Origin of the sequence: Nonomuraea sp. NPDC049714, assembly GCF_044465295.1 — a bacterium.
Lineage (GTDB): Bacteria > Actinomycetota > Actinomycetes > Streptosporangiales > Streptosporangiaceae > Nonomuraea.
Map to the genome: position 1 here is coordinate 270,473 of NZ_JBITLM010000012.1, position 21,945 is coordinate 292,417.

23 protein-coding genes are annotated in these 21,945 nt (G+C 71.5%); 3 read left to right on the forward strand and 20 right to left on the reverse strand.

Annotation, left to right across the window (positions count from 1 at the left end; genetic code table 11):
- Positions 1-14 precede the first annotated feature (14 nt).
- From ACIBQX_RS38175 to ACIBQX_RS38225, 11 genes are all read right to left on the reverse strand, one after another.
- Complete coding sequence (locus tag ACIBQX_RS38175; protein ID WP_397013349.1) at positions 15-278, reverse strand: phosphoribosyl-ATP diphosphatase; 264 nt, start codon at positions 276-278, stop codon at positions 15-17.
- A gap of 228 nt (positions 279-506) precedes the next feature.
- Complete coding sequence (locus tag ACIBQX_RS38180; protein ID WP_397013351.1) at positions 507-2,300, reverse strand: DEAD/DEAH box helicase; 1,794 nt, start codon at positions 2,298-2,300, stop codon at positions 507-509.
- A gap of 316 nt (positions 2,301-2,616) precedes the next feature.
- Positions 2,617-2,976, reverse strand: a complete 360-nt coding sequence (locus ACIBQX_RS38185; RefSeq protein WP_397013353.1) for a metal-sulfur cluster assembly factor — start codon at positions 2,974-2,976, stop codon at positions 2,617-2,619.
- Entirely contained in the window at positions 2,973-3,413 is a 441-nt protein-coding gene (gene sufU, locus ACIBQX_RS38190; protein WP_397013355.1) for a Fe-S cluster assembly sulfur transfer protein SufU, read from the reverse strand. Before sufU ends, ACIBQX_RS38185 begins: the two co-directional genes overlap by 4 nt.
- Positions 3,414-3,415: 2 nt before the next feature.
- Positions 3,416-4,678, reverse strand: a complete 1,263-nt coding sequence (locus ACIBQX_RS38195) for a cysteine desulfurase (protein WP_397013357.1) — start codon at positions 4,676-4,678, stop codon at positions 3,416-3,418.
- The gene (gene sufC, locus ACIBQX_RS38200; protein ID WP_397013359.1) at positions 4,675-5,421 is read right to left on the reverse strand and encodes a Fe-S cluster assembly ATPase SufC; all 747 of its coding nucleotides are present in this window, start codon (positions 5,419-5,421) and stop codon (positions 4,675-4,677) included. The genes ACIBQX_RS38195 and sufC overlap by 4 nt, the downstream gene beginning before the upstream one ends.
- A 5-nt stretch (positions 5,422-5,426) precedes the next feature.
- The gene (locus tag ACIBQX_RS38205) at positions 5,427-5,747 is read right to left on the reverse strand and encodes a non-heme iron oxygenase ferredoxin subunit (protein WP_397013361.1); all 321 of its coding nucleotides are present in this window, start codon (positions 5,745-5,747) and stop codon (positions 5,427-5,429) included.
- Positions 5,744-6,868, reverse strand: coding sequence for a Fe-S cluster assembly protein SufD (gene sufD, locus ACIBQX_RS38210; RefSeq protein ID WP_397013363.1), 1,125 nt, complete (start codon positions 6,866-6,868; stop codon positions 5,744-5,746). Before sufD ends, ACIBQX_RS38205 begins: the two co-directional genes overlap by 4 nt.
- Positions 6,868-8,280, reverse strand: a complete 1,413-nt coding sequence (gene sufB, locus ACIBQX_RS38215) for a Fe-S cluster assembly protein SufB (RefSeq protein ID WP_397013365.1) — start codon at positions 8,278-8,280, stop codon at positions 6,868-6,870. The genes sufD and sufB overlap by 1 nt, the downstream gene beginning before the upstream one ends.
- On the reverse strand, positions 8,277-8,984 hold the full coding sequence (locus ACIBQX_RS38220; protein WP_397013367.1) for a helix-turn-helix transcriptional regulator: 708 nt from the start codon (positions 8,982-8,984) through the stop codon (positions 8,277-8,279). The genes sufB and ACIBQX_RS38220 overlap by 4 nt, the downstream gene beginning before the upstream one ends.
- A gap of 181 nt (positions 8,985-9,165) precedes the next feature.
- Complete coding sequence (locus ACIBQX_RS38225) at positions 9,166-10,383, reverse strand: multidrug effflux MFS transporter (RefSeq protein WP_397013369.1); 1,218 nt, start codon at positions 10,381-10,383, stop codon at positions 9,166-9,168.
- Positions 10,384-10,554: 171 nt separating this feature from the next.
- Here ACIBQX_RS38225 and ACIBQX_RS38230 point away from each other — a divergent pair, with 171 nt between their 5' ends.
- Positions 10,555-11,499 carry an ABC transporter ATP-binding protein gene (locus ACIBQX_RS38230; protein WP_397013371.1) on the forward strand — a complete coding sequence of 315 codons (945 nt, stop codon included), beginning with the start codon at positions 10,555-10,557 and terminating at the stop codon, positions 11,497-11,499.
- The gene (locus ACIBQX_RS38235; protein ID WP_397013373.1) at positions 11,496-12,266 is read left to right on the forward strand and encodes an ABC transporter permease; all 771 of its coding nucleotides are present in this window, start codon (positions 11,496-11,498) and stop codon (positions 12,264-12,266) included. Before ACIBQX_RS38230 ends, ACIBQX_RS38235 begins: the two co-directional genes overlap by 4 nt.
- Here ACIBQX_RS38235 and ACIBQX_RS38240 read toward each other — a convergent pair.
- On the reverse strand, positions 12,228-13,442 hold the full coding sequence (locus ACIBQX_RS38240) for an MFS transporter (RefSeq protein ID WP_397013375.1): 1,215 nt from the start codon (positions 13,440-13,442) through the stop codon (positions 12,228-12,230). The genes ACIBQX_RS38235 and ACIBQX_RS38240 overlap by 39 nt on opposite strands.
- A 112-nt stretch (positions 13,443-13,554) precedes the next feature.
- Between ACIBQX_RS38240 and ACIBQX_RS38245 the strand changes: the two genes are divergently transcribed.
- Positions 13,555-14,475 (forward strand): EamA family transporter, encoded by a 921-nt coding sequence (locus tag ACIBQX_RS38245; RefSeq protein ID WP_397013377.1) that lies wholly within the window; start codon positions 13,555-13,557, stop codon positions 14,473-14,475.
- Between the two features lie 7 nt (positions 14,476-14,482).
- Here ACIBQX_RS38245 and ACIBQX_RS38250 read toward each other — a convergent pair whose 3' ends face one another.
- From ACIBQX_RS38250 to ACIBQX_RS38285, 8 genes are read right to left on the reverse strand one after another with little or no spacing between them, the layout of a single operon-like run.
- Positions 14,483-15,154 carry a GntR family transcriptional regulator gene (locus ACIBQX_RS38250; RefSeq protein WP_397013379.1) on the reverse strand — a complete coding sequence of 224 codons (672 nt, stop codon included), beginning with the start codon at positions 15,152-15,154 and terminating at the stop codon, positions 14,483-14,485.
- Positions 15,155-15,169: 15 nt separating this feature from the next.
- Positions 15,170-16,123, reverse strand: coding sequence for an ornithine cyclodeaminase family protein (locus ACIBQX_RS38255; RefSeq protein WP_397013381.1), 954 nt, complete (start codon positions 16,121-16,123; stop codon positions 15,170-15,172).
- A complete protein-coding gene (locus ACIBQX_RS38260; RefSeq protein WP_397013383.1) occupies positions 16,120-17,094 on the reverse strand; it encodes a proline racemase family protein in 975 nt (324 codons plus the stop codon). The genes ACIBQX_RS38255 and ACIBQX_RS38260 overlap by 4 nt, the downstream gene beginning before the upstream one ends.
- Complete coding sequence (locus tag ACIBQX_RS38265; protein WP_397013384.1) at positions 17,091-18,092, reverse strand: proline racemase family protein; 1,002 nt, start codon at positions 18,090-18,092, stop codon at positions 17,091-17,093. The genes ACIBQX_RS38260 and ACIBQX_RS38265 overlap by 4 nt, the downstream gene beginning before the upstream one ends.
- Positions 18,089-18,982, reverse strand: coding sequence for a dihydrodipicolinate synthase family protein (locus tag ACIBQX_RS38270; protein WP_397013386.1), 894 nt, complete (start codon positions 18,980-18,982; stop codon positions 18,089-18,091). Before ACIBQX_RS38270 ends, ACIBQX_RS38265 begins: the two co-directional genes overlap by 4 nt.
- The gene (locus tag ACIBQX_RS38275; protein ID WP_397013387.1) at positions 18,979-20,469 is read right to left on the reverse strand and encodes an FAD-dependent oxidoreductase; all 1,491 of its coding nucleotides are present in this window, start codon (positions 20,467-20,469) and stop codon (positions 18,979-18,981) included. Before ACIBQX_RS38275 ends, ACIBQX_RS38270 begins: the two co-directional genes overlap by 4 nt.
- Complete coding sequence (locus tag ACIBQX_RS38280; RefSeq protein WP_397013389.1) at positions 20,466-20,711, reverse strand: (2Fe-2S)-binding protein; 246 nt, start codon at positions 20,709-20,711, stop codon at positions 20,466-20,468. The genes ACIBQX_RS38275 and ACIBQX_RS38280 overlap by 4 nt, the downstream gene beginning before the upstream one ends.
- Entirely contained in the window at positions 20,708-21,865 is a 1,158-nt protein-coding gene (locus ACIBQX_RS38285) for an NAD(P)/FAD-dependent oxidoreductase (protein WP_397013391.1), read from the reverse strand. Before ACIBQX_RS38285 ends, ACIBQX_RS38280 begins: the two co-directional genes overlap by 4 nt.
- Positions 21,866-21,945: the final 80 nt, after the last annotated feature.

Genomic DNA, 21,945 nt, shown 5'->3' on the forward strand with positions numbered 1-21,945 from the left:
GGGCGCGGGGCGCCCTAGAGATGCTTGTACACCTCGTCCAGCCCGATCCCTTTCGCGATCATGAGCACCTGCACGTGGTAGAGAAGCTGCGAGATCTCCTCGGCGGCCCGGTCATGGGACTCGTGCTCGGCCGCCATCCAGCTCTCGGCGGCCTCCTCCACGACCTTCTTGCCGATGGCATGGACGCCGGCGTCGAGCGCGGCCACGGTGCCCGAACCAGCGGGCCGGGTCTGCGCCTTCTCGGACAGCTCGGCGAACAGCTCTTCGAAGGTCTTCATGATCTCTCTCGTCGGTCGGCTGACGTGCGAGTCAAGCCTAGTCTGCGCGGGCACCTGGCGATGCCGCGCGTCCGCCAGGCGAGACCAGGCACACTCATACGCCGCTCTTGGCGCAACCCATACCGACATGACGAACGGCGCCGCCCGCCGCACCCCGCGAAGGGGTACGGCGGGCGACGCCGCAGATCAACACGAGCCGATCAACACAGCCAGGCGCACCTCAGCCGGTCAGCGCTCGAAGCGGCGGCCACCCGAGGCGCGGCGGTCGTCGGAGCGGAAGCCGCCCCTGGCGCCACGGTCGTCCGGACGGGAGCCGCCGGAGCGGTAGCCGTCACGCGGGCGGTCGTCGGAGCGGACGCCGTGGTCGGCCGCGAACGGCCGGGCCCGGTCGCCGAACGAGCGGCCACGGTCGTCCGACCGGTAACCACCCGAGGCGCCCTCGCGAGCGCCACCGCGATCTCCCTCACGGGAGCCGCCGCGGTCCTCGGAGCGGAAACCGCCACTGGCGCCACGGTCGTCGGAGCGGAAACCGCCACGCTGGCCGCGGTCGTCCCGGCGGAAGCCGCCGCGGTCGCCGGCCGGCCTGCGGTCACGGTCCTCGATGGGAGCGGCCGTGGCCGGACGGTCGCCGTTCTCGTGACGTCGAGGGCGCCGGTCGTCAGCCGACGCGCCCCCGAAAGGGCGCTCACCACCGTCATGGCGACGGGGGCGACGCTCGCCACCGTCGAACTCGCGGCGGGGACGGCGGTTGCGACGGTCGGAGGAGCCGCTGTGACCGCCCTCGCGGCGGGCGCGCAGCGGCTTGCGGACGTCGGGCTCCCAGACGGGGATGGCCTCACCGCTGGGCGTGCGCGCCCCGGCGACCTCGGCCAGGCGCGGGTGCCCGGGAGCGGCCTTGAGCCGGAACGGCTGGATGCCGGCCCGCTTGGTCAGCGCGTCGGTGGAGCGGCGCTCGTTCGGCAGCACCAGGGTGACGACGGTGCCCTTCTCGCCGGCACGCGCCGTACGGCCGCCGCGGTGCAGGTAGCTCTTGCTGTCCTGCGGCGGGTCGACGTGCAGCACGAGGCTGATGTTGTCGACGTGGATGCCGCGGGCGGCGACGTCGGTGCAGACGAGCACGTTGACGGAGCCCTCGCGGAACTCGGCCAGGATGCGGGTGCGCTGGTTCTGGCGCTTGCCGCCGTGCAGTCCGCCGGCCTTGACGCCGACCCGGGCGAGCTGCTTGCACAGGCGGTCGACGCCGTGCTGGGTCCGGACGAAGATGATCGTACGGCCTTCGCGGTTGGCGATCTCGGCCGTGACGTCGAACTTGTCGTCCCTGCTGACCTGCACGACGTGGTGCTCCATCGTGTCGACCGGGGAGGTCGCGGGGGCGACGGAGTGCGTGATCGGGTTTCTGAGGAAACGCCGCACGAGCTTGTCCACGTCGCCGTCGAGCGTCGCGGAGAACAGCAGCCGCTGCCCGTCGGTCGGGGTCTGCGCGAGCAGCTCGGTGACGACGGGGAAGAAGCCGAGGTCGCACATGTGGTCGGCCTCGTCGAGGATGCTGATCCGCACCTCGGCCAGCGAGCACTCACCCTGGCGGATGAGGTCGCCGAGACGGCCCGGCGTGGCGATGACGATGTCGACGCCGCGGCGCAGCGCCTCGATCTGCTTGCCCATGGACATGCCGCCGACGATGACCTTCATGCGCAGGCCGAGTCCGCGGCCGAGCGGCTCAAGGGCGTCGTGCACCTGGAGCGCGAGCTCGCGGGTCGGCACCAGGATCATCGCGCGGGGACGGCCGGGGGTCGGCCGGACGCCTGCCAGCCGTGCCATGGTGGGCAGACCGAAGGCGAGGGTCTTGCCGGAGCCGGTCTGGCCGCGGCCGAGGACGTCGGCGCCGGTGAGCACGTCGGGGATCGTCGCGCTCTGAATGGGGAACGGGCTGTCGATGCCCTGCTTGGCCAGGCCGGTCACGAGGGGCTTGGGCAGGCCGAGCTCCTCGAAGCCGAGGACCTGCTCGGGGGTCGTTTCGGGCATGACAGCGTCAAGCATGGTCACGAAATTCGTGCCTTTCAGTCGAAGTGGCACGTCACTTCTGCGAAAGGACGAGCCAGGGTCGTACGGCGATCATGCCGTACACATTGCAGTGCGCCCGCCGTGGGGCGGAGCGAGGGGGAAGGCGCACCTGGGGCGCCGGCCGCAGGCGGCGCGGGACGCGCGATGAGGCGTCAGGTGTCCTAAGGTGCCAACACGGGGCGGATCAAGACTATTCCCATGCGGAGCTCGGAAATCCCGAACCCCTCGACACGCTGAAGCGGCTGACGCGGGGCGCCAGCCGTACAGCCTGAAATGATCAGACGTTGAATCCTAGCATACGAAGCTGCTCGCGCCCCTCATCGGTGATCTTGTCCGGGCCCCATGGCGGCAGCCAGACCCAGTTGATCTTCACGTCGGAGACCATGCCCTCGAGCGCGGAGTGGGCCTGGTCCTCGATCACGTCGGTGAGCGGGCAGGCGGCACTGGTCAGCGTCATGTCGATGGTGGCGACGGGCTTGCCGCCGTCGGCGGGATCGAGGTTGAGGCCGTAGATGAGCCCCAGGTCCACGACGTTGATGCCGAGCTCGGGGTCCACGACGTCCTTGAGCGCCTCCATCACCTCCTCGACGGTGGCGTCACCATCGAGGTCGATCGGGGTCTCGACCGGTTTGCTCATCCTGCAGCACTCCTCACAACAGCGTCCTTGTAGGCCATCCAGGAAAGCAGCGCGCACTTCACGCGCGCCGGGAACTTGGCCACCCCGGCGAACGCGACCGCGTCGCCGAGCACGTCCTCGTCGGCCTCCACCTGTCCCCTGCCCTGCATCAGGCGGGTGAACTCGTCGACCACGGAGAGCGAATCCTTGACCGTCGAGCCGGTGGTGAGCTCGTACAGCACCGAGGCCGCGGCCTGGCTGATCGAACAACCCTGCCCGTCGTAGGAGACGTCCTCGATCTTGCCCGCGTCGCCCATCTTGACGCGCAGGGTGATCTCGTCGCCGCAGGTCGGGTTCACGTGGTGAACCTCGGCGTCGTACGGCTCGCGGAGCCCCCGCCCCTGCGGGTGCTTGTAGTGCTCCAGGATGAGTTCCTGGTACATCGACTCGCCGATCATGGCTATGCGAACACCTTCTGTACGTGGTGGAGGCCGCGCACCAGGGCGTCGATCTCCGCCGTGGTGTTGTACAGGTAGAAAGACGCCCGCGTGGTCGCCGGTATTCCGAACCGCAGGTGCAGCGGGCGCGCGCAGTGGTGCCCGACACGCACCGCGATGCCGAACCGGTCATCGAGGATCTGGCCCACGTCGTGCGGGTGGATGCCCTCCAGCGTGAACGACAGCGTGCCGCCCCGCAGGTCGAGCGAGTCGGGACCGATCAGGCGCAGGGTGGGCACCTCGCGCAGGGCCTCCAGCGCGTACGCCGTCAGCTCCCGCTCGTGCGCCTCCACGGCGTCCATGCCGAGCCCGGTGAGGTAGTCGGCCGCGGCGCCGAGGCCGATCGCCTCGACGATGGGCGGCGTGCCCGCCTCGAACTTGTGCGGCACCGGCGCGTAGGTCGAGCGGTCCATCCAGACCGCCTCGATCATCTCGCCGCCGCCGAGGAACGGAGGCATCGCCTCCAGCAGCTCACCGCGGCCCCACAGCACGCCGATGCCCGAGGGGCCGACCATCTTGTGGCCGGTGAAGGCGACGAAGTCGACGCCCAGCTCGGTGACGTTCACGGGGTGGTGCGGCACCGACTGGGAGGCGTCGAGCATCACCAGCGCGCCGACCTCGCGAGCCCGCCCGAGCACCTCGGCGACCGGGTTGACGGTGCCGAGCACGTTCGACTGGTGGGCGATCGAGACGATCTTCGTCCGCTCGGTGACCAGCTCCGCCAGACCGGACAGGTCGAGGCGGCCCTCGTCGGTGACGCCGAACCACTTGAGCGTCGCGCCGGTGCGCTGCACGAGCATCTGCCACGGCACGATGTTGGAGTGGTGCTCCATCTCCGAGATGACGATCTCGTCACCGGGGCCCAGCGTGAAGCGGGGATCGGTGTTGGACCGGTTGCCGAAGGAGTAGGCGACCAGGTTGAGGGCCTCGGAGGCGTTCTTGGTGAAGATCACCTCGTCGCGCGACGAGGAGCCGACGAACGCGGCGATCTTGTCGCGCGCGTTCTCGTACGCCTCGGTCGACTCCGAGCCCAGCACGTGCATGGCGCGCCCGACGTTGCTGTAGTGCATCGCCAGGTGCTCACGCATGGTCTCGATGACCTGGGTGGGCTTCTGTGAGGAGTTGCCCGAGTCGAGGTAGACGAGCGGACGCCCGCCGGGCAGCTCGCGGGAGAGAACCGGGAAGTCCTTCCTGATCCTCTCCACGTCCAAGCTGGTGGAAGTCATGCAGACGCCCTCGTGTACTGCTCGTAGCCCTCGGCCTCGAGCTTGTCGGCCAGCTCCGGCCCACCCTCCTCGACGACCTTGCCGGCGGCGAAGACGTGCACGAAGTCGGGCTTCACGTAGCGCAGGATGCGGGTGTAGTGGGTGATCAGCAGCACGCCCGTCTCGCCGGACTCGCGGAAACGGTTCACGCCCTCGGACACCACGCGCAGCGCGTCGACGTCGAGGCCGGAGTCGGTCTCGTCGAGGACGGCGATCTTCGGCTTGAGCAGCTCGAGCTGGAGGATCTCGTGGCGCTTCTTCTCGCCGCCGGAGAAGCCCTCGTTCAGGTTGCGCTGGGCGAAGGCGGCGTCGATGTGCAGGGCGTCCATGCCGGCCTTGAGGTCCTTGGCGAACTGGCGCAGCTTGGGCGCCTCGCCGTGGACGGCGGTGACGGCCGAGCGCAGGAAGTTGGACACCGACACGCCGGGCACCTCGACCGGGTACTGCATGGCGAGGAACAGGCCGGCGCGGGCGCGCTCGTCGACCGACAGCTCCAGCATGTCGACGCCGTCGAGCAGCACCTGGCCGCCGGTGATCGTGTACTTGGGGTGGCCCGCGATGGCGTAGGCGAGGGTGGACTTGCCGGAGCCGTTGGGGCCCATGATGGCGTGGGTCTCGCCCGACTTCACGGTCAGGTTGACGCCGTTCAGGATCTGCTTGTCCCCGACGGCGACCTGGAGGTCACGGATCTCAAGGGTGGACATGTGTTTTATGACTCCTTCGAGAGCGAGACGAGCACGTCATCGCCGTCGATCTTCACTGTGTAGACGTTCACGGGCTTGGTCGCGGGCGGGCCGGTGGGCTTGCCCGAGTGGATGTCGAAACACGAGCCGTGCAGCCAGCACTCCAGCGTGCCGTCGTAGACGTCGCCCTCGCTGAGCTTCACCTCGGCGTGTGAGCAGACGTCGTGCAGGGCGAACACCTCGTCGCCCTTGCGCACCAGCGCCACGGGGGTCTCCCCCACCTCGACGCCGATCACCCCCTCGTCGGGGATGTCGCTGACCTTGCACACCTTCTCGAATTCACTCATCGTGCGAGCTCCGCCTCCACGGCGCTCATCACGCGGTCGCGGATCTCCTCGATCTGGATCTTCTCGATGAGCTGGCCGAGGAAGCCCCGGATGACCAGGCGGCGAGCCTCGTCGAAGGGGATGCCGCGGGCCTGGAGGTAGAAGATGTGCTCGTCGTCGAGCCGGCCCGACGTGGAGGCGTGGCCCGCGCCGGCGACCTCGCCGGTGAGGATCTCCAGGTTGGGGACCGAGTCGGCGCGGGCGCCGTCGGTGAGGATCAGGTTGCGGTTGAGCTCGTAGGTGTCGGTGCCCTCGGCCTCGACCCTGATGATCACGTCGCCGATCCAGACGGCGTGCGCCCCCTCGCCCTGCAGCGCGCCGCGGTAGTCGACGTTGCTCTTGCAGTTGGGCGTGGAGTGGTCGACCAGGAGGCGGTGCTCCAGGTGCTGGCCCGCGTCGACGAAGTAGACGCCGGCCAGGTCGGCGTCGCCGCCGGGGCCGGTGTAGGACACGCTCGGCGACAGCCGCACCAGGTCGCCGCCCAGGGTCACCACGAAGCTGCGGAAGGTGGCGTCCTTGGCGAGCTGGGCGTGGTGGTGGGAGACGTGCACGGCGTCGTCCTGCCAGTCCTGCAGGCTGACGACCCTGAGCGTGGCGCCGTCGCCGACGAGGAACTCGACGTTGCTGGCGTAGACGGCGCTGCCCTGGTGCTCGAGGACGACGATGGCCTCGGCCAGCGGCTCGACCACGACCACGATGTGGCCGTAGGACGCGCCGTCGACGCCACCGCCCCGCACCTCGACGCGGACGGGCTCGGTGAGCACGGCCTCCTTGGGCACGGTCACCACCAGCGCCTTCTCGAAGGCGTTGTAGGCCTGCGCGCTGACCCGGTCGGCCGGCACGTAGGCGCGGCCGATCCGGGAGTCCTCGCGGCCCACCCACTCGGCGCTGACGCCGGCCGGGGTGTAGGCCTGGGTGAGCACCTGGCCGGTGACCTCGGCCTTGCCGTCGTGCAGGCCGCGCAGGCGTGACAGCGGCGTGAAGCGCCACGCCTCCTCACGACCCGTCGGGACCTCGAAGTCGTCCAGCTCGTAGGACGCCTTCTCGTGCAGGGTCGACAGGGGCTTCTCGTTCAGGCCCATCAGCCGACGGCTCCTTCCATCTGCAGCTCGATCAGCCGGTTGAGCTCGAGCGCGTACTCCATGGGCAGCTCACGCGCGATCGGCTCGACGAAGCCGCGCACGATCATCGCCATCGCCTCGTCCTCCTCGAGCCCGCGGCTCATGAGGTAGAACAGCTGGTCCTCGCTGACCTTGGAGACCGTGGCCTCGTGCCCCATCGAGACGTCGTCCTCGCGGACGTCGACGTAGGGGTAGGTGTCGGAGCGGCTGATCTGGTCGACCAGCAGCGCGTCGCACTTGACGGTGCTGGCGCTGCCGTACGCGCCCTCCTCGATCTGCACGAGACCGCGGTAGGAGGTGCGGCCGCCGCCGCGCGCCACCGACTTGGAGATGACGCTGGAGCTGGTGTGCGGCGCCAGGTGCACCATCTTGGAGCCGGCGTCCTGGTGCTGGCCCTCGCCGGCGAACGCGACGCTCAGCGTCTCGCCCTTGGCGTGCTCGCCCATCAGGTAGACGGCCGGGTACTTCATCGTGACCTTGGAGCCGATGTTGCCGTCGATCCACTCCATGGTCGCGCCCTCGTAGGCGACGGCGCGCTTGGTGACCAGGTTGTAGACGTTGTTGGACCAGTTCTGGATGGTCGTGTAACGGCAGCGGGCGTTCTTCTTCACGACGATCTCGACGACCGCGGAGTGCAGCGAGTCGGAGGAGTAGATCGGCGCGGTACAGCCCTCGACGTAGTGGACGTAGCTGTTCTCGTCCACGATGATCAGGGTCCGCTCGAACTGGCCCATGTTCTCGGTGTTGATCCGGAAGTACGCCTGCAGCGGGATCTCGACCTCGACGTTCGGCGGCACGTAGATGAACGAGCCACCGGACCACACCGAGGTGTTGAGCGCGGCGAACTTGTTGTCGCCCACCGGGATGATGGTGCCGAAGTACTCCTTGAAGAGCTCCTCGTGCTCCTTCAGGCCCGTGTCGGTGTCGACGAAGATGACGCCCTTCTCCTCGAGGTCCTCACGGATCTTGTGATAGACGACCTCGGATTCGTACTGGGCGGCGACGCCGGCGACGAGGCGCTGCTTCTCCGCCTCGGGGATGCCGAGCTTGTCGTAGGTGTTCTTGATGTCGGCGGGCAGCTCTTCCCAGGAAGCGGCCTGCTTCTCGGTCGAGCGCACGAAGTACTTGATGTTGTCGAAGTCGATGGTCGTGAGGTCGGAGCCCCAGGTCGGCAGCGGCTTCTTGTGGAACAGGCGGAGGCCCTTCAGGCGAAGGTCGAGCATCCACTCCGGCTCGTTCTTCAGCGCGGAGATGTTGCGGACGACCTCCTCGGACAGGCCGCGCTTGGCCGTCGCTCCGGCGACATCCGAGTCGGACCAGCCGAACTTGTAATTCCCGAGGCCTTCAAGCTCCGGGCGGTCGGTGACAGTCACCTTCCGGTCTCCTTGCTCTTGTCTCTATGTGCGGTATCGCCCAGCGATTGCGGGCTCACGTGCGTGGTGCAGACCCCGTCGCCGTGCGCGATGGTGGCCAGGCGCTGCACCGGTGTGCCGAGCAGTTGCGCGAACGCCTCCGTCTCGGCCTCACACAGCTGCGGGAACTCCGCCGCCACGTGGGCCACCGGGCAGTGGTGCTGACAGAGTTGGTCGCCACCCGACTTGGCCTTGCTGGCCGAGGCGGCGTAGCCCTCCGCCGACAGCGCCTGCGCCAGCACCTGCACACGCTGGTCGGCCGGCACTGTCCGCATGACCGGCTCCAGCCGCGTCAGCAGGCCGGACACCTGCGAGCGGGCGAAGTCGGTCACTGCTCGCTCGCCCATGCGCTCGGCCAGGAAGCGCAACGCGCTCCCGGCGAGGTCGTCATAGGCGTGCTCGAAAGCACTGCGCCCCGCGTCGGTGATGGCGAACAACTTGGCCGGTCGCCCTCGCCCGCGCTCACCGCGCGGACGCACCGTACGAGGTTCTATCATTCCGTCCGTGAGCAGCGCGTCGAGGTGCCGGCGGACGGCGGCGGGCGTGAGCCCGAGCCGCTCGCCCAGCGCCACGGCGGCGATGGGCCCGTGCTCCAGGATGAGCCGGGCGACGCGCGCACGGGTGCTGCGCTCGCTGCCTGGCTCGATGGTCGGCACGGGCTTCATCGGTCGCTCACCACTCCTGGTTCCGTATCGCGGGGAGCTTGCCTGTCGGCGTCACCCGTTCGACTCAGCGGATCGGGTTCGCTTCCTGTTTTGACAACATCAGTGTGCCGTAATTCCTTCCCCGTTCTCAAACGGATCCGGTCACCGGCTTAATGCAATTTCTCACGCAGGGTAGCCTTACCTAACTTTTCCTCCGCCGTCCCAGCACCATGAAACTCAGGATCGAGCAGGCGATGAGGACGAGCATGAAGGCGGCCATCGGCAGCGCCGAGTCCGACCCCACGACGCCGACCAGCGGGGCCGCGCCGGCGCCCAGCGCGAACTGCATCACGCCGAGCAGCGCCGAGGCCGAGCCGGCGATCTGCGGGGGCTGCTCCGCCAGGGACAGCGCCCCGGTGCCCGGCAGGACCAGGCCCTGGCCGCACATGATGACGAACAGCCCCGCGATGATCGCGGGCAGCCCGAGCCCCGTCGCGGCGCCGGCCACCATCAACCCGCCACCGGCCAGCGAGACGAACAACCCGATGACGACCAGCCTGACCGGCGGGACCCGGCCCGACAGCCGGCCGCCGACCTGGGCCATCACGGTCAGGCCGAGGGCGTTGATTCCGAAGATGAGCGAGAACTGCTGAGGCGTGGCCTCGTACACCTCCTGCAGCACGAACGGCGAGCCGGAGATGTAGGCGAACATCGCGGCGAAGGACAACCCGGCGGTGACCGCGTACCCCATGAAGGAGCGGTCGCGCAGCAGGTGCCAGAACGTGCGCAGGGTCTGCCCGAGCCCGCCGCCCGCCCGCTCGCTCGCGGGCAGCGTCTCGCGGACGCCGAAGAGCACGGCCAGCAGCAGGACCAGGCCCATCAGGCTGAGGGCGACGAACACGCCGCGCCAGGAGGTGAACGCCAGCAGCTGGGCCCCGGCGATCGGGGCCAGGATCGGCGCCAGACCGCTGACCAGCATGAGAGTGGCGAAGATACGGGCGATGGCGGCGCCGTCGTACAGGTCGCGGACCACGGCGCGGACGATGACCAGCGCCGCGCCGCCCAGCACGCCCTGCAGCAGGCGCAGCACGATGAGCACGGACACCGAGGGCGCGAACGCGCACAGCAGCGAGGAGACGGTGAAGCCCGCCACGCCCACGATGAGCGGCATCCTCCTGCCGCGCACGTCGCTCACCGGCCCGGCGACCACCTGGCCGACGGAGACGCCGATGAGACAGGCGGTGAGGGTGAGCTGGACCTGGGCGGGTCCGCTGAGCATCTCGCCGCTGATGGCGGGCAGCGCGGGCAGGTACATGTCGATGGACAGCGGCCCGATCGCCGACAGCGCTCCTAAGATGAGGAGCAGAAGACCTCGGCGGTCCTCCTTGACGACCGGTTGCGTGGCTTGTGCCACGGACATGCGGTACCCCTCTCCCTCATAGGCGTGTGTGACCCATGAGGGCCGAGGGAACAAACCAGCATTCAGTGCACCAAATTCCCACTTAGACCGCCAAATCCTACTTACCGGGATATTTCCTTCCGCGCTGACCTGCGGCCCGGACCGGCGCGGCCTGTCCCTAGACTCGTGGCCATGGAATCCCCAGCCGTCGAGCCGGCGGTCGAGCCAGCGGTTGAGCCAGCCGTTGAGATCGTCGAGCTGGTCAAGCGCTACGGCAGCGCCACCGCGATCGACGGCCTCACCCTGCGCGCCGGACGAGGCGCGGTCACGGCCGTCCTCGGCCCCAACGGCGCGGGCAAGACGTCCACGGTGGAGATCTGCGAGGGGTTCCGCAGGGCCGACGCCGGCACCGTGCGGGTGCTGGGGCTGCCCCCTGACGCCCCCGCGCTGCGTCCCCGGGTGGGCGTCATGCTGCAGTCCGGCGGCGTGCCGCCCGCGATGCGCTGCGGCGAGTGGCTGCGCCTCGTCGCCCGCTTCTACGCCCACCCGCTGGACGCGGACACGCTGCTGACGCGGCTCGGGCTCGCCGATCACGTACGCACTCCGTACCGCAGGTTGTCGGGCGGCCAGCAGCAGCGCCTCTCGCTGGCCGCGGCCGTGGTCGGCAGGCCTGAGCTGGTCTTTCTCGACGAGCCGACGGCGGGCCTGGACCCGCAGGCCAGGCACGCCTGCTGGGAGCTCGTCGGCGAGCTGAGGAGCGCCGGCGTCTCGGTGGTGCTGACCACCCACCACATGGACGAGGCCGAGCGGCTGGCCGACCAGGTGGTGATCATCGATCGCGGCCGGGTGGTCGCCGAGGGCAGCCCCGCCTCGCTGACCGGGGCCGAGCGGCAGCTCCGCTTCCGCGCCCGGCCGGGGCTGGCGCTGGAGGAGCTGCTCAACGCGCTGCCCGCCGGGAGCGCGGCCAAGGAGTCACCCGCCGGCCACTACATCATCGAGGGCCAGGTGGGGCCCGAGTTGCTGGCCACCGCGACGGCGTGGTGCGCGGCCGAGGGCGTCATGGCCGACGACCTGAGCATCGAGCGCCGCACACTCGAAGACGTGTTCCTGGAGCTGACGGGCAGGGAGCTGCGATGACCTCCGCGCTGGACTTCACCCCCGCCCCGGGCGCGGCGCCGCTGTCCCGGATGGTGCTGGCGCAGACGGGCGCCGAGGTCCGGGCCATGATGCGCAACGGCGAGCAGCTGCTGCTCACGCTGATCATCCCGGTGCTGTTGCTGGTCGGCTTCTCGGTGGCGCCGCTGATCGACGTCGGCGGCGGCAGCCGGGTCGGCTTCCTGACCCCCGGCGTGCTGGCGCTGGCCGTCATGTCGACCGCCTTCACCGGGCAGGCCATCGCGACGGGCTTCGAGCGGCGTTACGGCGTGCTCAAGCGGCTCGGCGCGACCCCGCTGTCCAGGGCCGGGCTGATGCTGGCCAAGACCCTCGCCGTCATCGCGGTGGAGGCCGTCCAGGTGGCGGTGCTCCTCCTGGTGGCGCTGGCGCTCGGCTGGCGGCCGCAGGGCTCGGCGGCGGCCGCGGTGCTGCTCATCCTGCTCGGCACGGCGGCGTTCAGCGGGCTGGGCCTGCTCATGGCCGGGCTGCTGCGGGCCGAGGCGACGCTGGCCGCCGCCAACCTCGTCTATCTGTTGCTGCTGGCGGCCGGCGGGGTGGTCTTCCCGCTGTCGAAGTTCCCGGACTCGGTGCGGCCGGTCCTGGAGCTGCTGCCCATCTCGGCGCTGACCGGAGGCCTGCGCGCGGTGCTCACCGGCGGCGCGGCGCTGCCGCTGAGCGCGGTGGCGGTACTGGCCGTGTGGGCGGTGGCGTCACTGGGGCTGGCCGCTCGCACCTTCCGCTGGGAGTGAACCTTTCGCTGGGAGTAAGCCGTAGCGGCGCCTGCTGAGCGCCGCCACCACGGTCAGCGGGACGGCGACCGCCGCCGCCAGTCCGAACAGCAGCGGGTACGACCCGTCCTCGGCCAGCGGCCCGGCCGCCCACGACGAGGCGGCGCCGCCCACGAAGAGCGAGGCGGCGAAGAAGGCCACCGTCGTCCCCCGGGCCTGCGGGACGACCGAGGTGGCCCAGGTCTGCAGCGAGGAGTGCATGAACGACCAGCCGCCGCCGAGCACCAGCGCGCTGACCGTCACCGTGGCCACGCTCACCTGGGCGGCGACGATGGCGTAGCCGGCGCACATCTGCGCGCCGCCGGCGGTGATCAGCAGCCAGACCGGCCAGCCCCGCGACAGCCGCATGACCAGCCGGGAGAACAGCCACACGCCGATCCCGTAGGTGGCGGTGCCGAGGCCCGCCACAGCGGTGGAGATCCCCTGGTGCTGCAGCGCGGTCGCCAGGAACGCCATCGTGCCGAGCAGCACGGCCCCCTCGACGAAGGCCAGCGCGAACACCAGCAGCGCCCACGGCCTGCGCAGCACCGTGCCGACGTGCCTGCCGAGGCCGCCGATCCGGGCGCGCGGCGGCTCCGGCACGCCGCGCAGCGCCAGGGCGCACACCAGCGCGCAGAGGGCGGGCACGGTGAAGACCACCCGCCAGCCCGTCAGGTCGCCGAGCAGGCCGCCGATCCCGGTGGCCGTGGCGGTGGCCAGCGCCATCACGCCCATCAGGTCGGACAGGGCGCGCTGGCGGACCGCGACCGCGACCGTGTCGCCGACGTAGGTGAGCGAGGTGGGGATCACCGCCCCGAAGCAGGCGCCGGCCACGATCCTGGCCACGACCAGCGTGCCGAGCTCCGGCATCAGGGCCGAGGCCAGACCGGTCAGCGCCGCGCCCACCAGGGCCGTCCGCATCACCCGCAGCCGTCCGAACCGGTCCGACAGCACGCCCCACAGGGGCTGCGACAGGCCGTAGGCGAGGAAGTAGCCGCTCGCCACGGCGACCGCGGTGGCGAGCGAGACGTTCAGGTCCACCGCGATGAGCACCAGCATGGGCGTCACGGCGAAGCGGTCGAAGCTGCTGACGAAACAGGCCGAGGAGAGCGCGATGGGTGGCTTGGCGAGGGTGACCGGCGAGGCGGAGGGGGTCATGGGTCCTATGCCAGATGTGTCGGGTGATCCGCTCATTATCACCATCCCTCCCTGCGGGAATGTCGGAGGGGGTCGGTACGCTCACCTGGCGAACCTGTTCAAAGGAGACCTCGTGACCGCCTTCGCCCTCGACGACCCGCTGGAGCGCGGACCCGGCCTGCCCCGGCCCGGCCACCTGCTGCGCACGGCCGCCGACTCCATCCCGCCGTCCGGGCTGGTGCTGCTGGCGATCGTCTCGGTGCAGCTGGGCGCGGGCTTCGCGAAGGAGCTGTTCGCGGCGCTGCCGCCGAGCGCGGTGGTGTTCCTGCGCATCGTCATGGGCGCGGTCATCATGGGGGCGGTGGCCAGGCCCAGGCTGCGCGGCCTGTCGCGGCGAGACTGGGCGGTCGGGCTCGGCTTCGGCGTGACGCTCGCGCTGATGAACCTGACCTTCTACGAGGCGCTGGCGCGGCTGCCGCTGGGCATCGCGGTGGCCATCGAGTTCCTGGGCCCGCTCGGCGTGGCCGTGGCGGCCTCACGGCGCAGGCTGGACCTGCTGTGGGTGGGGCTGGCCGGCGCAGGCGTGCTGCTGCTCGCGCCGTGGGGGGACTCCCAGACGGTCAGCTGGATCGGCATCGGCTTCGCGATGGTGGCCGGAGCCTGCTGGGCGGCCTACATCCTGCTCTCGGCGGCGGCCGGCGGCCGTTTCCCCGGCACCACCGGGCTGTCGTTCGCGATGATCGTGTCGGCCGTGGTGATCGCGCCCGTGGGCGTCACCACCGGCGGCGCCGACCTGCTGCAGCCGGAGCTGCTGCTGATCGGCCTGGGCGTGGGGCTGCTGTCCTCGGTGATCCCCTACTCCCTGGAGCTGCAGGCGCTGCGCCGGATGCCCAAGCACGTGTTCGGCATCCTGATGAGCGTGGAGCCCGCGGTGGCCGCGCTGATCGGCGTGCTGGTGCTGAGCGAGATGCTGCACGCGCAGCAGTGGGCGGCCATCATCTGCATCGTGGCCGCCAGCCTCGGCTCCACCCGGATGCGCGGGAGCCAGAAGTAGGGGGTGGCTAGGAGTCGCTCGCCCAGATGCCCCGGACATGCTCGATGTGCCCGCCCATGATGAGCCCGGCCGCGCCTTCGTCGCCGCCCTTGAGCGCGTCGAGCAGCGCCAGGTGCTCCCTGGCCGAGTCGGCCAGCATGCCGCGCTGTGACAGCTGCGACAGGCCGTAGAGCCGGGCCCTGGTGCGCAGGTCCCTGACGACCTCCACCAGGTGGGCGTTGCCCGACAGACTGAGCAGCTCCAGGTGGAAGCGCAGGTCGGCGGCTACGTAGGCGAGCAGGTCACCGGCCTCGGCGGCGGCGACGATCTCCTCGGCGACGGGCCTGAGCCGCTCGAAGTCGGCCGCGCGGCCGGCGTCGGCGAGACGGGCCACGGTGGGCACCTCGATGAGCCTGCGGATCTCGGTGAGCTCGTCCAGGTCGCGGTCGGACAACTCGGTCACCCGGAAGCCCTTGTTCCGCACGGCCTCGACCAGGCCCTCCTTGGCCAGGTCGAGCATGGCCTCGCGCACCGGCGTGGCCGAGACGCCGAACTGCGCGGCCAGCACGGGCGCCGAATACACCACTCCCGAGCGCATCTCCCCGGTGATCAGCGCGGCCCTGAGCGCGTGCGCGACCTGTTCGCGCAGACTCTGCCGCTCCCCCACCATCGGCAGGTCGAGCCGGTATTCGGCAGCCATCCACCCATCCCTTCCCTATGTCGTCCGTGACCACGCTTCGTACGCGGCGGCCGCGACCACCAGGTCCTCCCACGCCATGCCGGTCCCCTTGAACACCCGCGGACCGTCGCCGACCGTCACCCGGCCCGCGACGAGATCCGCGAGGTTTCCGGCGAGATGGTGAGTGGTGATCGTACCGTGACGGATCGGCTGGATCACGTCCCCCGCCTCGGCCAGGGCCGCCGCCCGGGCCTCGACGACCAGGGTGGCGCGGGCCACGAGGCCGCCGTCGAGCTCCCTCGCCTCGGGTTCGTGCGAGCCGACCGCGACGACGGTGACGCCGTCACGGACCAGCTCACCGGGGAACAACGGCTGCCTGGCGGTGGTGCAGCAGGCGATGAGATCGGCCGCGGCCACCGCCTCGGCGACCTCCTGCCCCTGCTCGCCGTACAGGGCCCTGGTTCGCAGTCCCGGCGTGCGGCAGCGGGCGGCGAGTGCCTCGGCGCGGGCTCGGTCGCGCCCGACGATCGTGACGCCGGTCAGCGGCCGGACCTCGCGGAGGGCGAGGACGTGCCCCCACGCCTGCGGGCCTGACCCGAACACCACCAGCTCGCGGGCGTCCGGCCCAGCCAGGTGGCGGACGGCGAGGGCGGAGACGGCGGGGGTGCGCAGGGACGTCAGCGCGATGCCGTCCATGACGGCGAGCGGGGTGAGGGTGTCGCCGTCGAGCAGCAGGTAGGTGCCCTGGATGCGGGGCAGCCCGCGTCCGGGGTTGGCGGGCGCGACGGTGGCCGCCTTCACCCCGGCGTAGCGTCCGGCCGCGGCGGGCATGAGCAGGAGCTGCCCCGCCGGCAGCTCGACCACCGGCCGCTGCGGCGTCCGCTCGGGATCGAGCCCGGCCTTCAGCGCGTCCTCCAGGATCCGTACGGCGTCCGCCACGGGCACGAGCCGGGCGACGGTGGCGGCGTCGAGGTAGGGCAGCCCGGTCATCGCAGGGTGAACCCGGTGCGGATCGGGTCGTCCGGATCGAGCTCGAAGGCGTGCCTGCCGGTGCGGTAGGCCATGCCCTCGATCTCCGGCACGACCCCGCCCGCGACGACACCCGTGACGCGGGCGCGGAACTCCGTGCCGACGATGCTCTCGTGCACCAGCGTGCCGCGCAGTCCCTCGTCGTGCAGCAGGGCGAGCCTGGCGGCGGTGCCGGAGCCGCACGGCGAGCGGTCCACCTCGCCGTCGGCGAACACCGTGACGTTGCGCTGGCGGGCGTGGCCGGGGCCGCCGTCGAGCTCGTCGTAGAAGATGACGCCGTAGACGCCGGACAGCCGGTCGTCCGTGGGGTGCCGGGAGGCGGGATGGCCGGCCAGGGCGGCCTTGATCCGGCGGCCGTGGGCGATGAGCTCGCCCAGCCGCGCCGGCTCGACCGCCAGGCCGAGCGCCTTGGCGGGCACGCAGGCGTAGATGGCTCCGCCGTAGGCGACGTCGACCGTCACCCCGGCCGCCGGGACGTCGCGCGCGATGACGTACGAGGGGACGTTGACGAAGGTCACGGCCGTGACGCGGCCGCCCTCGCTGCGCACGCGGGCGGTGACGCGGCCGGACGGCACGTCCACGACCACGTCGGTCTCCCCGTCGGGATCGGCCTTGACCAGCCCCTCCCGGACGGCGTGCACGCCGAGCGCGATCGTGCCGTGGCCGCAGGCGGTGGAGTAGCCGTCCTTGTGCCAGAACAGCACGCCGAGGTGGGCGCCGGGGTCGTCCGGCGGGACGAGGAAGCAGCCGTACATGTCGGCGTGGCCGCGCGGCTCGTGGCACAGCAGCCGCCGCACGTGTTCGGCGCCGTCCGTCCGCGCGGCGTTGACGCGGCGGTCGAGCACGGTGGCACCGGGGATCTCGGGGACGCCGCCGGTCACGATCCTGAACGGCTCGCCGGCGGTGTGGTAGTCGACGGTGGTGACGGTCACAGCTCGAACCCTTCGGGGAACGGGTCGCGGGGGTCCAGGAAGTACTGGGCGGTGCCGGTGACCCAGGCGCGGCCGGTGATCGAGGGCACCACCGCCCGCCTGTCCCCCACGGCCGTCTCCTCCAGGAGCCTGCCGACGAAGCGGGTGCCGATGAAGGACTCGTTGACGAAGTCACGGCCCAGCGGCAGCTCGCCCCTGGCGTGCAGCTGCGCCATCCGGGCGCTGGTGCCGGTGCCGCACGGCGAGCGGTCGAACCAGCCCGGGTGGATGGCCATCGCGTGCCGCGAGTGGTGGGCGTCGGAGCCGGGGGCGGCGAAGTAGACATGGTGACAGCCGTGGATGCGGTCGTCCTCCGGGTGCACCGGCTCGTCGGCGGCGTTGATCGCCCGCATGGTGGCCAGGCCCGCGGCGAGGATCTCGTTCTTGGCCTTGCGGTCGAACGGCAGCCCGTAGGCGTCCAGGTCGACGATGGCGTAGAAGTTGCCGCCGTAGGCCAGGTCGTAGCCGATCTCCCCGTAGCCCGGCACGGTGACGCGGGCGTCCAGCCGGTCGGCGTAGGAGGGCACGTTGCGCAGCGTCACCGACGTGGCCATGCCGTCCTGTACGGCCACGTCCACGACCACCAGCCCGGCCGGCACCTCCAGCCGCACGGTGGTGACCGGCTCGACCACCTCCACCATGCCCGTCTCCACCAGCACGGTGGCCACGCCGATGGTGCCGTGGCCGCACATCGGCAACAGGCCCGACACCTCGATGAACAGCACCCCCCAGTCGGCGTCCGGCCTGGTGGGCGGCTGGAGGATGGCGCCGCTCATGGCGGCGTGGCCGCGCGGCTCGTACATCAGCAGCCTGCGGATGTGGTCCAGGTGGTCGCGGAAGTGCACGCGGCGCTCGGCCATGCTCGCCCCGGGGATCACGCCCACGCCGCCGGTGATGACGCGCGTGGGCATGCCCTCGGTGTGCGAGTCGACGGCGTGGAAGACGCGCTTGGTCCTCATCGCAGCCCTTCCGCGAGCGCCTTCTCCGTGGCGGACCTGACCACCGCCGCCTGCTCGTCCGTCAGCGGCTGCCGCGGCTGCCTGCACGGCCCGCCGTGGCGGCCGGCCAGGTCCATGGACAGCTTGATGGCCTGGACGAACTCCGTCTTGGAGTCCCAGCGCAGCAGCGGATGCAGCGCCCGGTACAGGGGCAGCGCGGTGTCGAGGTCCCCGGCGAGCGCCGCCCGATAGAGGGCGACGCTCGCGACGGGCAGCGCGTTCGGGTATCCCGCGACCCAGCCCACCGCCCCGGCCAGCGCCAGCTCCAGCAGCACGTCGTCGGAGCCGATCAGCAGGTCGAGGTCCGGGGCCAGCTCGGCGAGCTCGTAGGCGCGGCGGGGATCGCCGGTGAACTCCTTGACCGCCACGATCAGGCCCTCCTCGTGCAGCCTGGCCAGCAGGGCCGGGACGAGGTCCACCTTGGTGTCGTACGGGTTGTTGTAGGCGACCACCGGGACGCCCGCCTCGGCCACCTCGCGGTAGTGGCCGAACACCGCGCGCTCGTCGGCCCGGAAGGTGTTCGGCGGCAGCAGCAGCACCGAGCCGCAGCCCGCCTCGGCCGCCTGCTCGGCCCAGCGCCGCGACTCGGCCGCGCCGTAGGCTCCCGCGCCCGCCATCACCCGGTCCCCGCCCACCGCCTCGACGGCGGTCCGGATCACCCGGGCCCGCTCGTCGGCGGTGAGCGTCTGGTACTCGCCCAGCGAGCCGTTGGGCACCACGCCGTCACACCCGTTGTCCACCAGCCAGCGGCAGTGGTCGGCGTAACCGTCGTAGTCCACCGTCAGATCGTCGCGCAGGGGCAGCGCGGTGGCGACCATGACTCCGTGCCAGGGCTTGCTGCGATCGGTCATGCCGAGTCCTCCATCGTGTCTGATTCCATTCGAGCACCGTCCTCGTCGAGCGCGGCGAGGGCGGCCAAGGAGATGGGCTGGGCCACGGGCCTTCTGGGCGGCGCCGGCGGCTCGCCCGCCAGGCAGGCGACGGCGTAACCGCAGACGCGGCCCTGACACCAGCCCATGCCGGCCCTGGCCAGCAGCTTGATCGAGCGGGCATCGGTGGCGCCGAGCTCCTGCGCCTCCCGTACGCGAGCCAGCGGCACCTCCTCACACCTGCACACCAGCGTGTCGTCACGCAGCCAGCCCTGCCAACCGGCCCTGACCGGATAGGCCTCCAGCAGCGCCACGGCGAAGCCCCGCGACCGCCGTCTCCGCCTGAGCAGCCCGCCGAGGGCCGCTCCACCCGGCCCGGAAGCCCCGGCGGGGCCCGGCGCGGGGCCGCCGACGCCAGAAGGGGCGTCGGCGGCGATGGCGAGGCCGGCGATGCGGCCTTCGATCTCTGCCAGGTGCCGGCCGCCCACGCCGGTGGGCTCACCCGCCGCCCAGACGCCCCGGACGCTGGTGCGCTGGCCGTGGTCCACCGCCAGGATCGGGCTGCCGTCGGCGTCGTGGCGGGTGTCGCAGCCGAGCTGGACGCCGAGCTCGATCTGCGGGATGAACCCGTAGCCGGTGGCCAGGGTGTCGCAGGCAACCCGGCGGGTGCCGAGCACGCGCCAGTCCCGGTCGAGGCGGGCCACGGTGACGGCCTCCAGCTCGTGCTCGCCGTGCGCGGCGATCACCGCCCGTCTCGTCCGGTACGGCACTCGGTGCCTGGCCAGGCCGAGCCCGTAACCGGCCGCCTCACCCACCTTGGCCAGCGCTTGCAGAGAACGCCTGGCCAGCCCCAGACCTCCGCCCGCCTCGTAGACGCCCGTCACCCGCGCCCCGGCGTCGGCCAGGCCCACGGCGACGGGCAGCAGGAAGGGCCCGGTCCCGGCGACGACGACCCGCCGACCGGCTATGACGCCGTGCTCCTTGAGCAGCGCCTGCGCGCCGCCTGCGGTGAGCACGCCGGGCAGGTCCCAGCCGGGGAAGGGCAGCGGCCGGTCATGCGCGCCGGTGGCGATCAGCAACCGGTGACACCTGAGGGACACCGGACGCTCCCGTCCGGCGTCGTCCCGCGTCACACAGTGGACGGTGAACCGACCGTCCGCTCGCCTGGTCACGCTCCACACCTGATGCTCGTTCAGCACGTCGGCCCGCCCCTCCAGAGCGCGAACCTGCCGCAGGAAACGGCCGAAACCCTGGGTGGAGGAGTGCGGCGGCGCGGCGCGATGGCGGAAATACTGGCCGCCGAGCCGCATCCCGGAGTCGACCAACGCGACCCGCAGCCCACGAAGAGCCGCCGTCAAGGCCCCCGCCACCCCCGCGGGCCCACCACCGACCACCACCAGGTCCCAGGCCTCGCTCCACCCTGGGGTCAGGAGGTCACCGGTCACGGACGGAGGCCGGGTGGGGGTCATGTCGTCACCTCGTCCCCTGGGCGGGCCGCCAGGAGGCAGGCGCGTTCGGGGGGCCGGCCGTTCACCGTGATGAGGCAGTCGAAGCAGACGCCGATGCCGCAGAACAGCCCGCGCGGGCGACCGCCGAACCGGGTCGTGCGCCAGGAGCGGCGGCCCGCCGCGTGCAGGGCGGCGCCGATCGTCTGGCCGGGGGTCACGGGGACCGGGCGGCCGTCGATCGTGATCTCGAAGGGTTCGGTCAACGGGACTCCTCGGCCTGGAAGCGGTCGGGGCGGAACGGGTGCGGGTCCAGGTCCGGCCGGTGGCCCTGGAGGAGCTGGGCGAGCAGGTGGCCGGTGGCGGGCGCCAGGCCGATGCCCGCGCCTTCGTGCCCGCACGCGTGGTAGAGGCCGGGCGCGCGGGGGTCGGGGCCGATCACCGGCAGGTGGTCGGGGCAGTACGGGCGGAACCCGCAGTAGGACCTGATGACGCGTACGTCGCGCAGGGCCGGGAACAGTGCCACGGCCTGCGCCGCCAGCCGGGCGAGCACCGGCGGCGAGGTGGTGCGGTCGAAGCCGACGCGTTCGCGGCTGGCGCCGATCAGCACGGTGCCCGCCGGGGTGCCCTCGATCACCGCCGAGGTCTCCAGGTCGGCCGAGTCGCTGGCGACGTTGGTGACGTAGGCGGCGGTGTAGACCTTGTGCCGGATCAGCGGCTCGCCGAGCGGTTCGGTGACCAGGATGAAGCCGCGCCTGGGCTGGACGGGCAGGTCCACCCCGGCGAGCGCGGCGATCCGCCCGCCCCAGGTGCCGGCGGCGTTGACGACCGCGCCGCCGTGGAGGTCGCCGTGGTCGGTGCGGACGCCGACGACACGCTCGCCGGAGCGGACGAAGCCGGTGACGGTGACACCGAGACGCAGGTGAAGCGCGCCCCCTTCCCGGACTCTGTGCTTTCCGGCGCCGTTCTGGAGGAGACGGGCGGCGGCCAGCATGGGCTGTACCTGGGCGTCCTGGGGGTAGAGGACGCCGCCGGCCAGGTCGTCGGCCAGGTGCGGCTCCAGGTCGCGCAGGGCGTGCGCGGGCACGGTCTCGTGCTGGACGTCCTGCTCGGCGGCCAGCTCGGTGAGCCGCCGCCGGACATGGTCCGTCTCGGCGACGACGAGCCCGCCCTTGGCCTCGAACTCGAAGCCGCCGACCGACCGGTCGAGCTCGCGCCACAGCCGGTTGGACAGCAGGGCCAGGTCGAGCTCGGGGCCCGGTTCCTTGTCGGAGACGAGCACGTTGCCCTCTCCCGCGCCGGTCGTACCGCCTGCCACCGGCCCCCGGTCCACGACCGTCACGTCGAGTCCCGCGCGGGCGCAGTAGTAGGCGCAGGCCGCGCCGACCACTCCGGCGCCGACGACGATCACGTCGGACATCGACCACCTCCCAGGAGTAATATGTCACATATCGACCTACGGGAAAAGGCGGTGACGGGACCGGCCCACCCGGCCTCTAC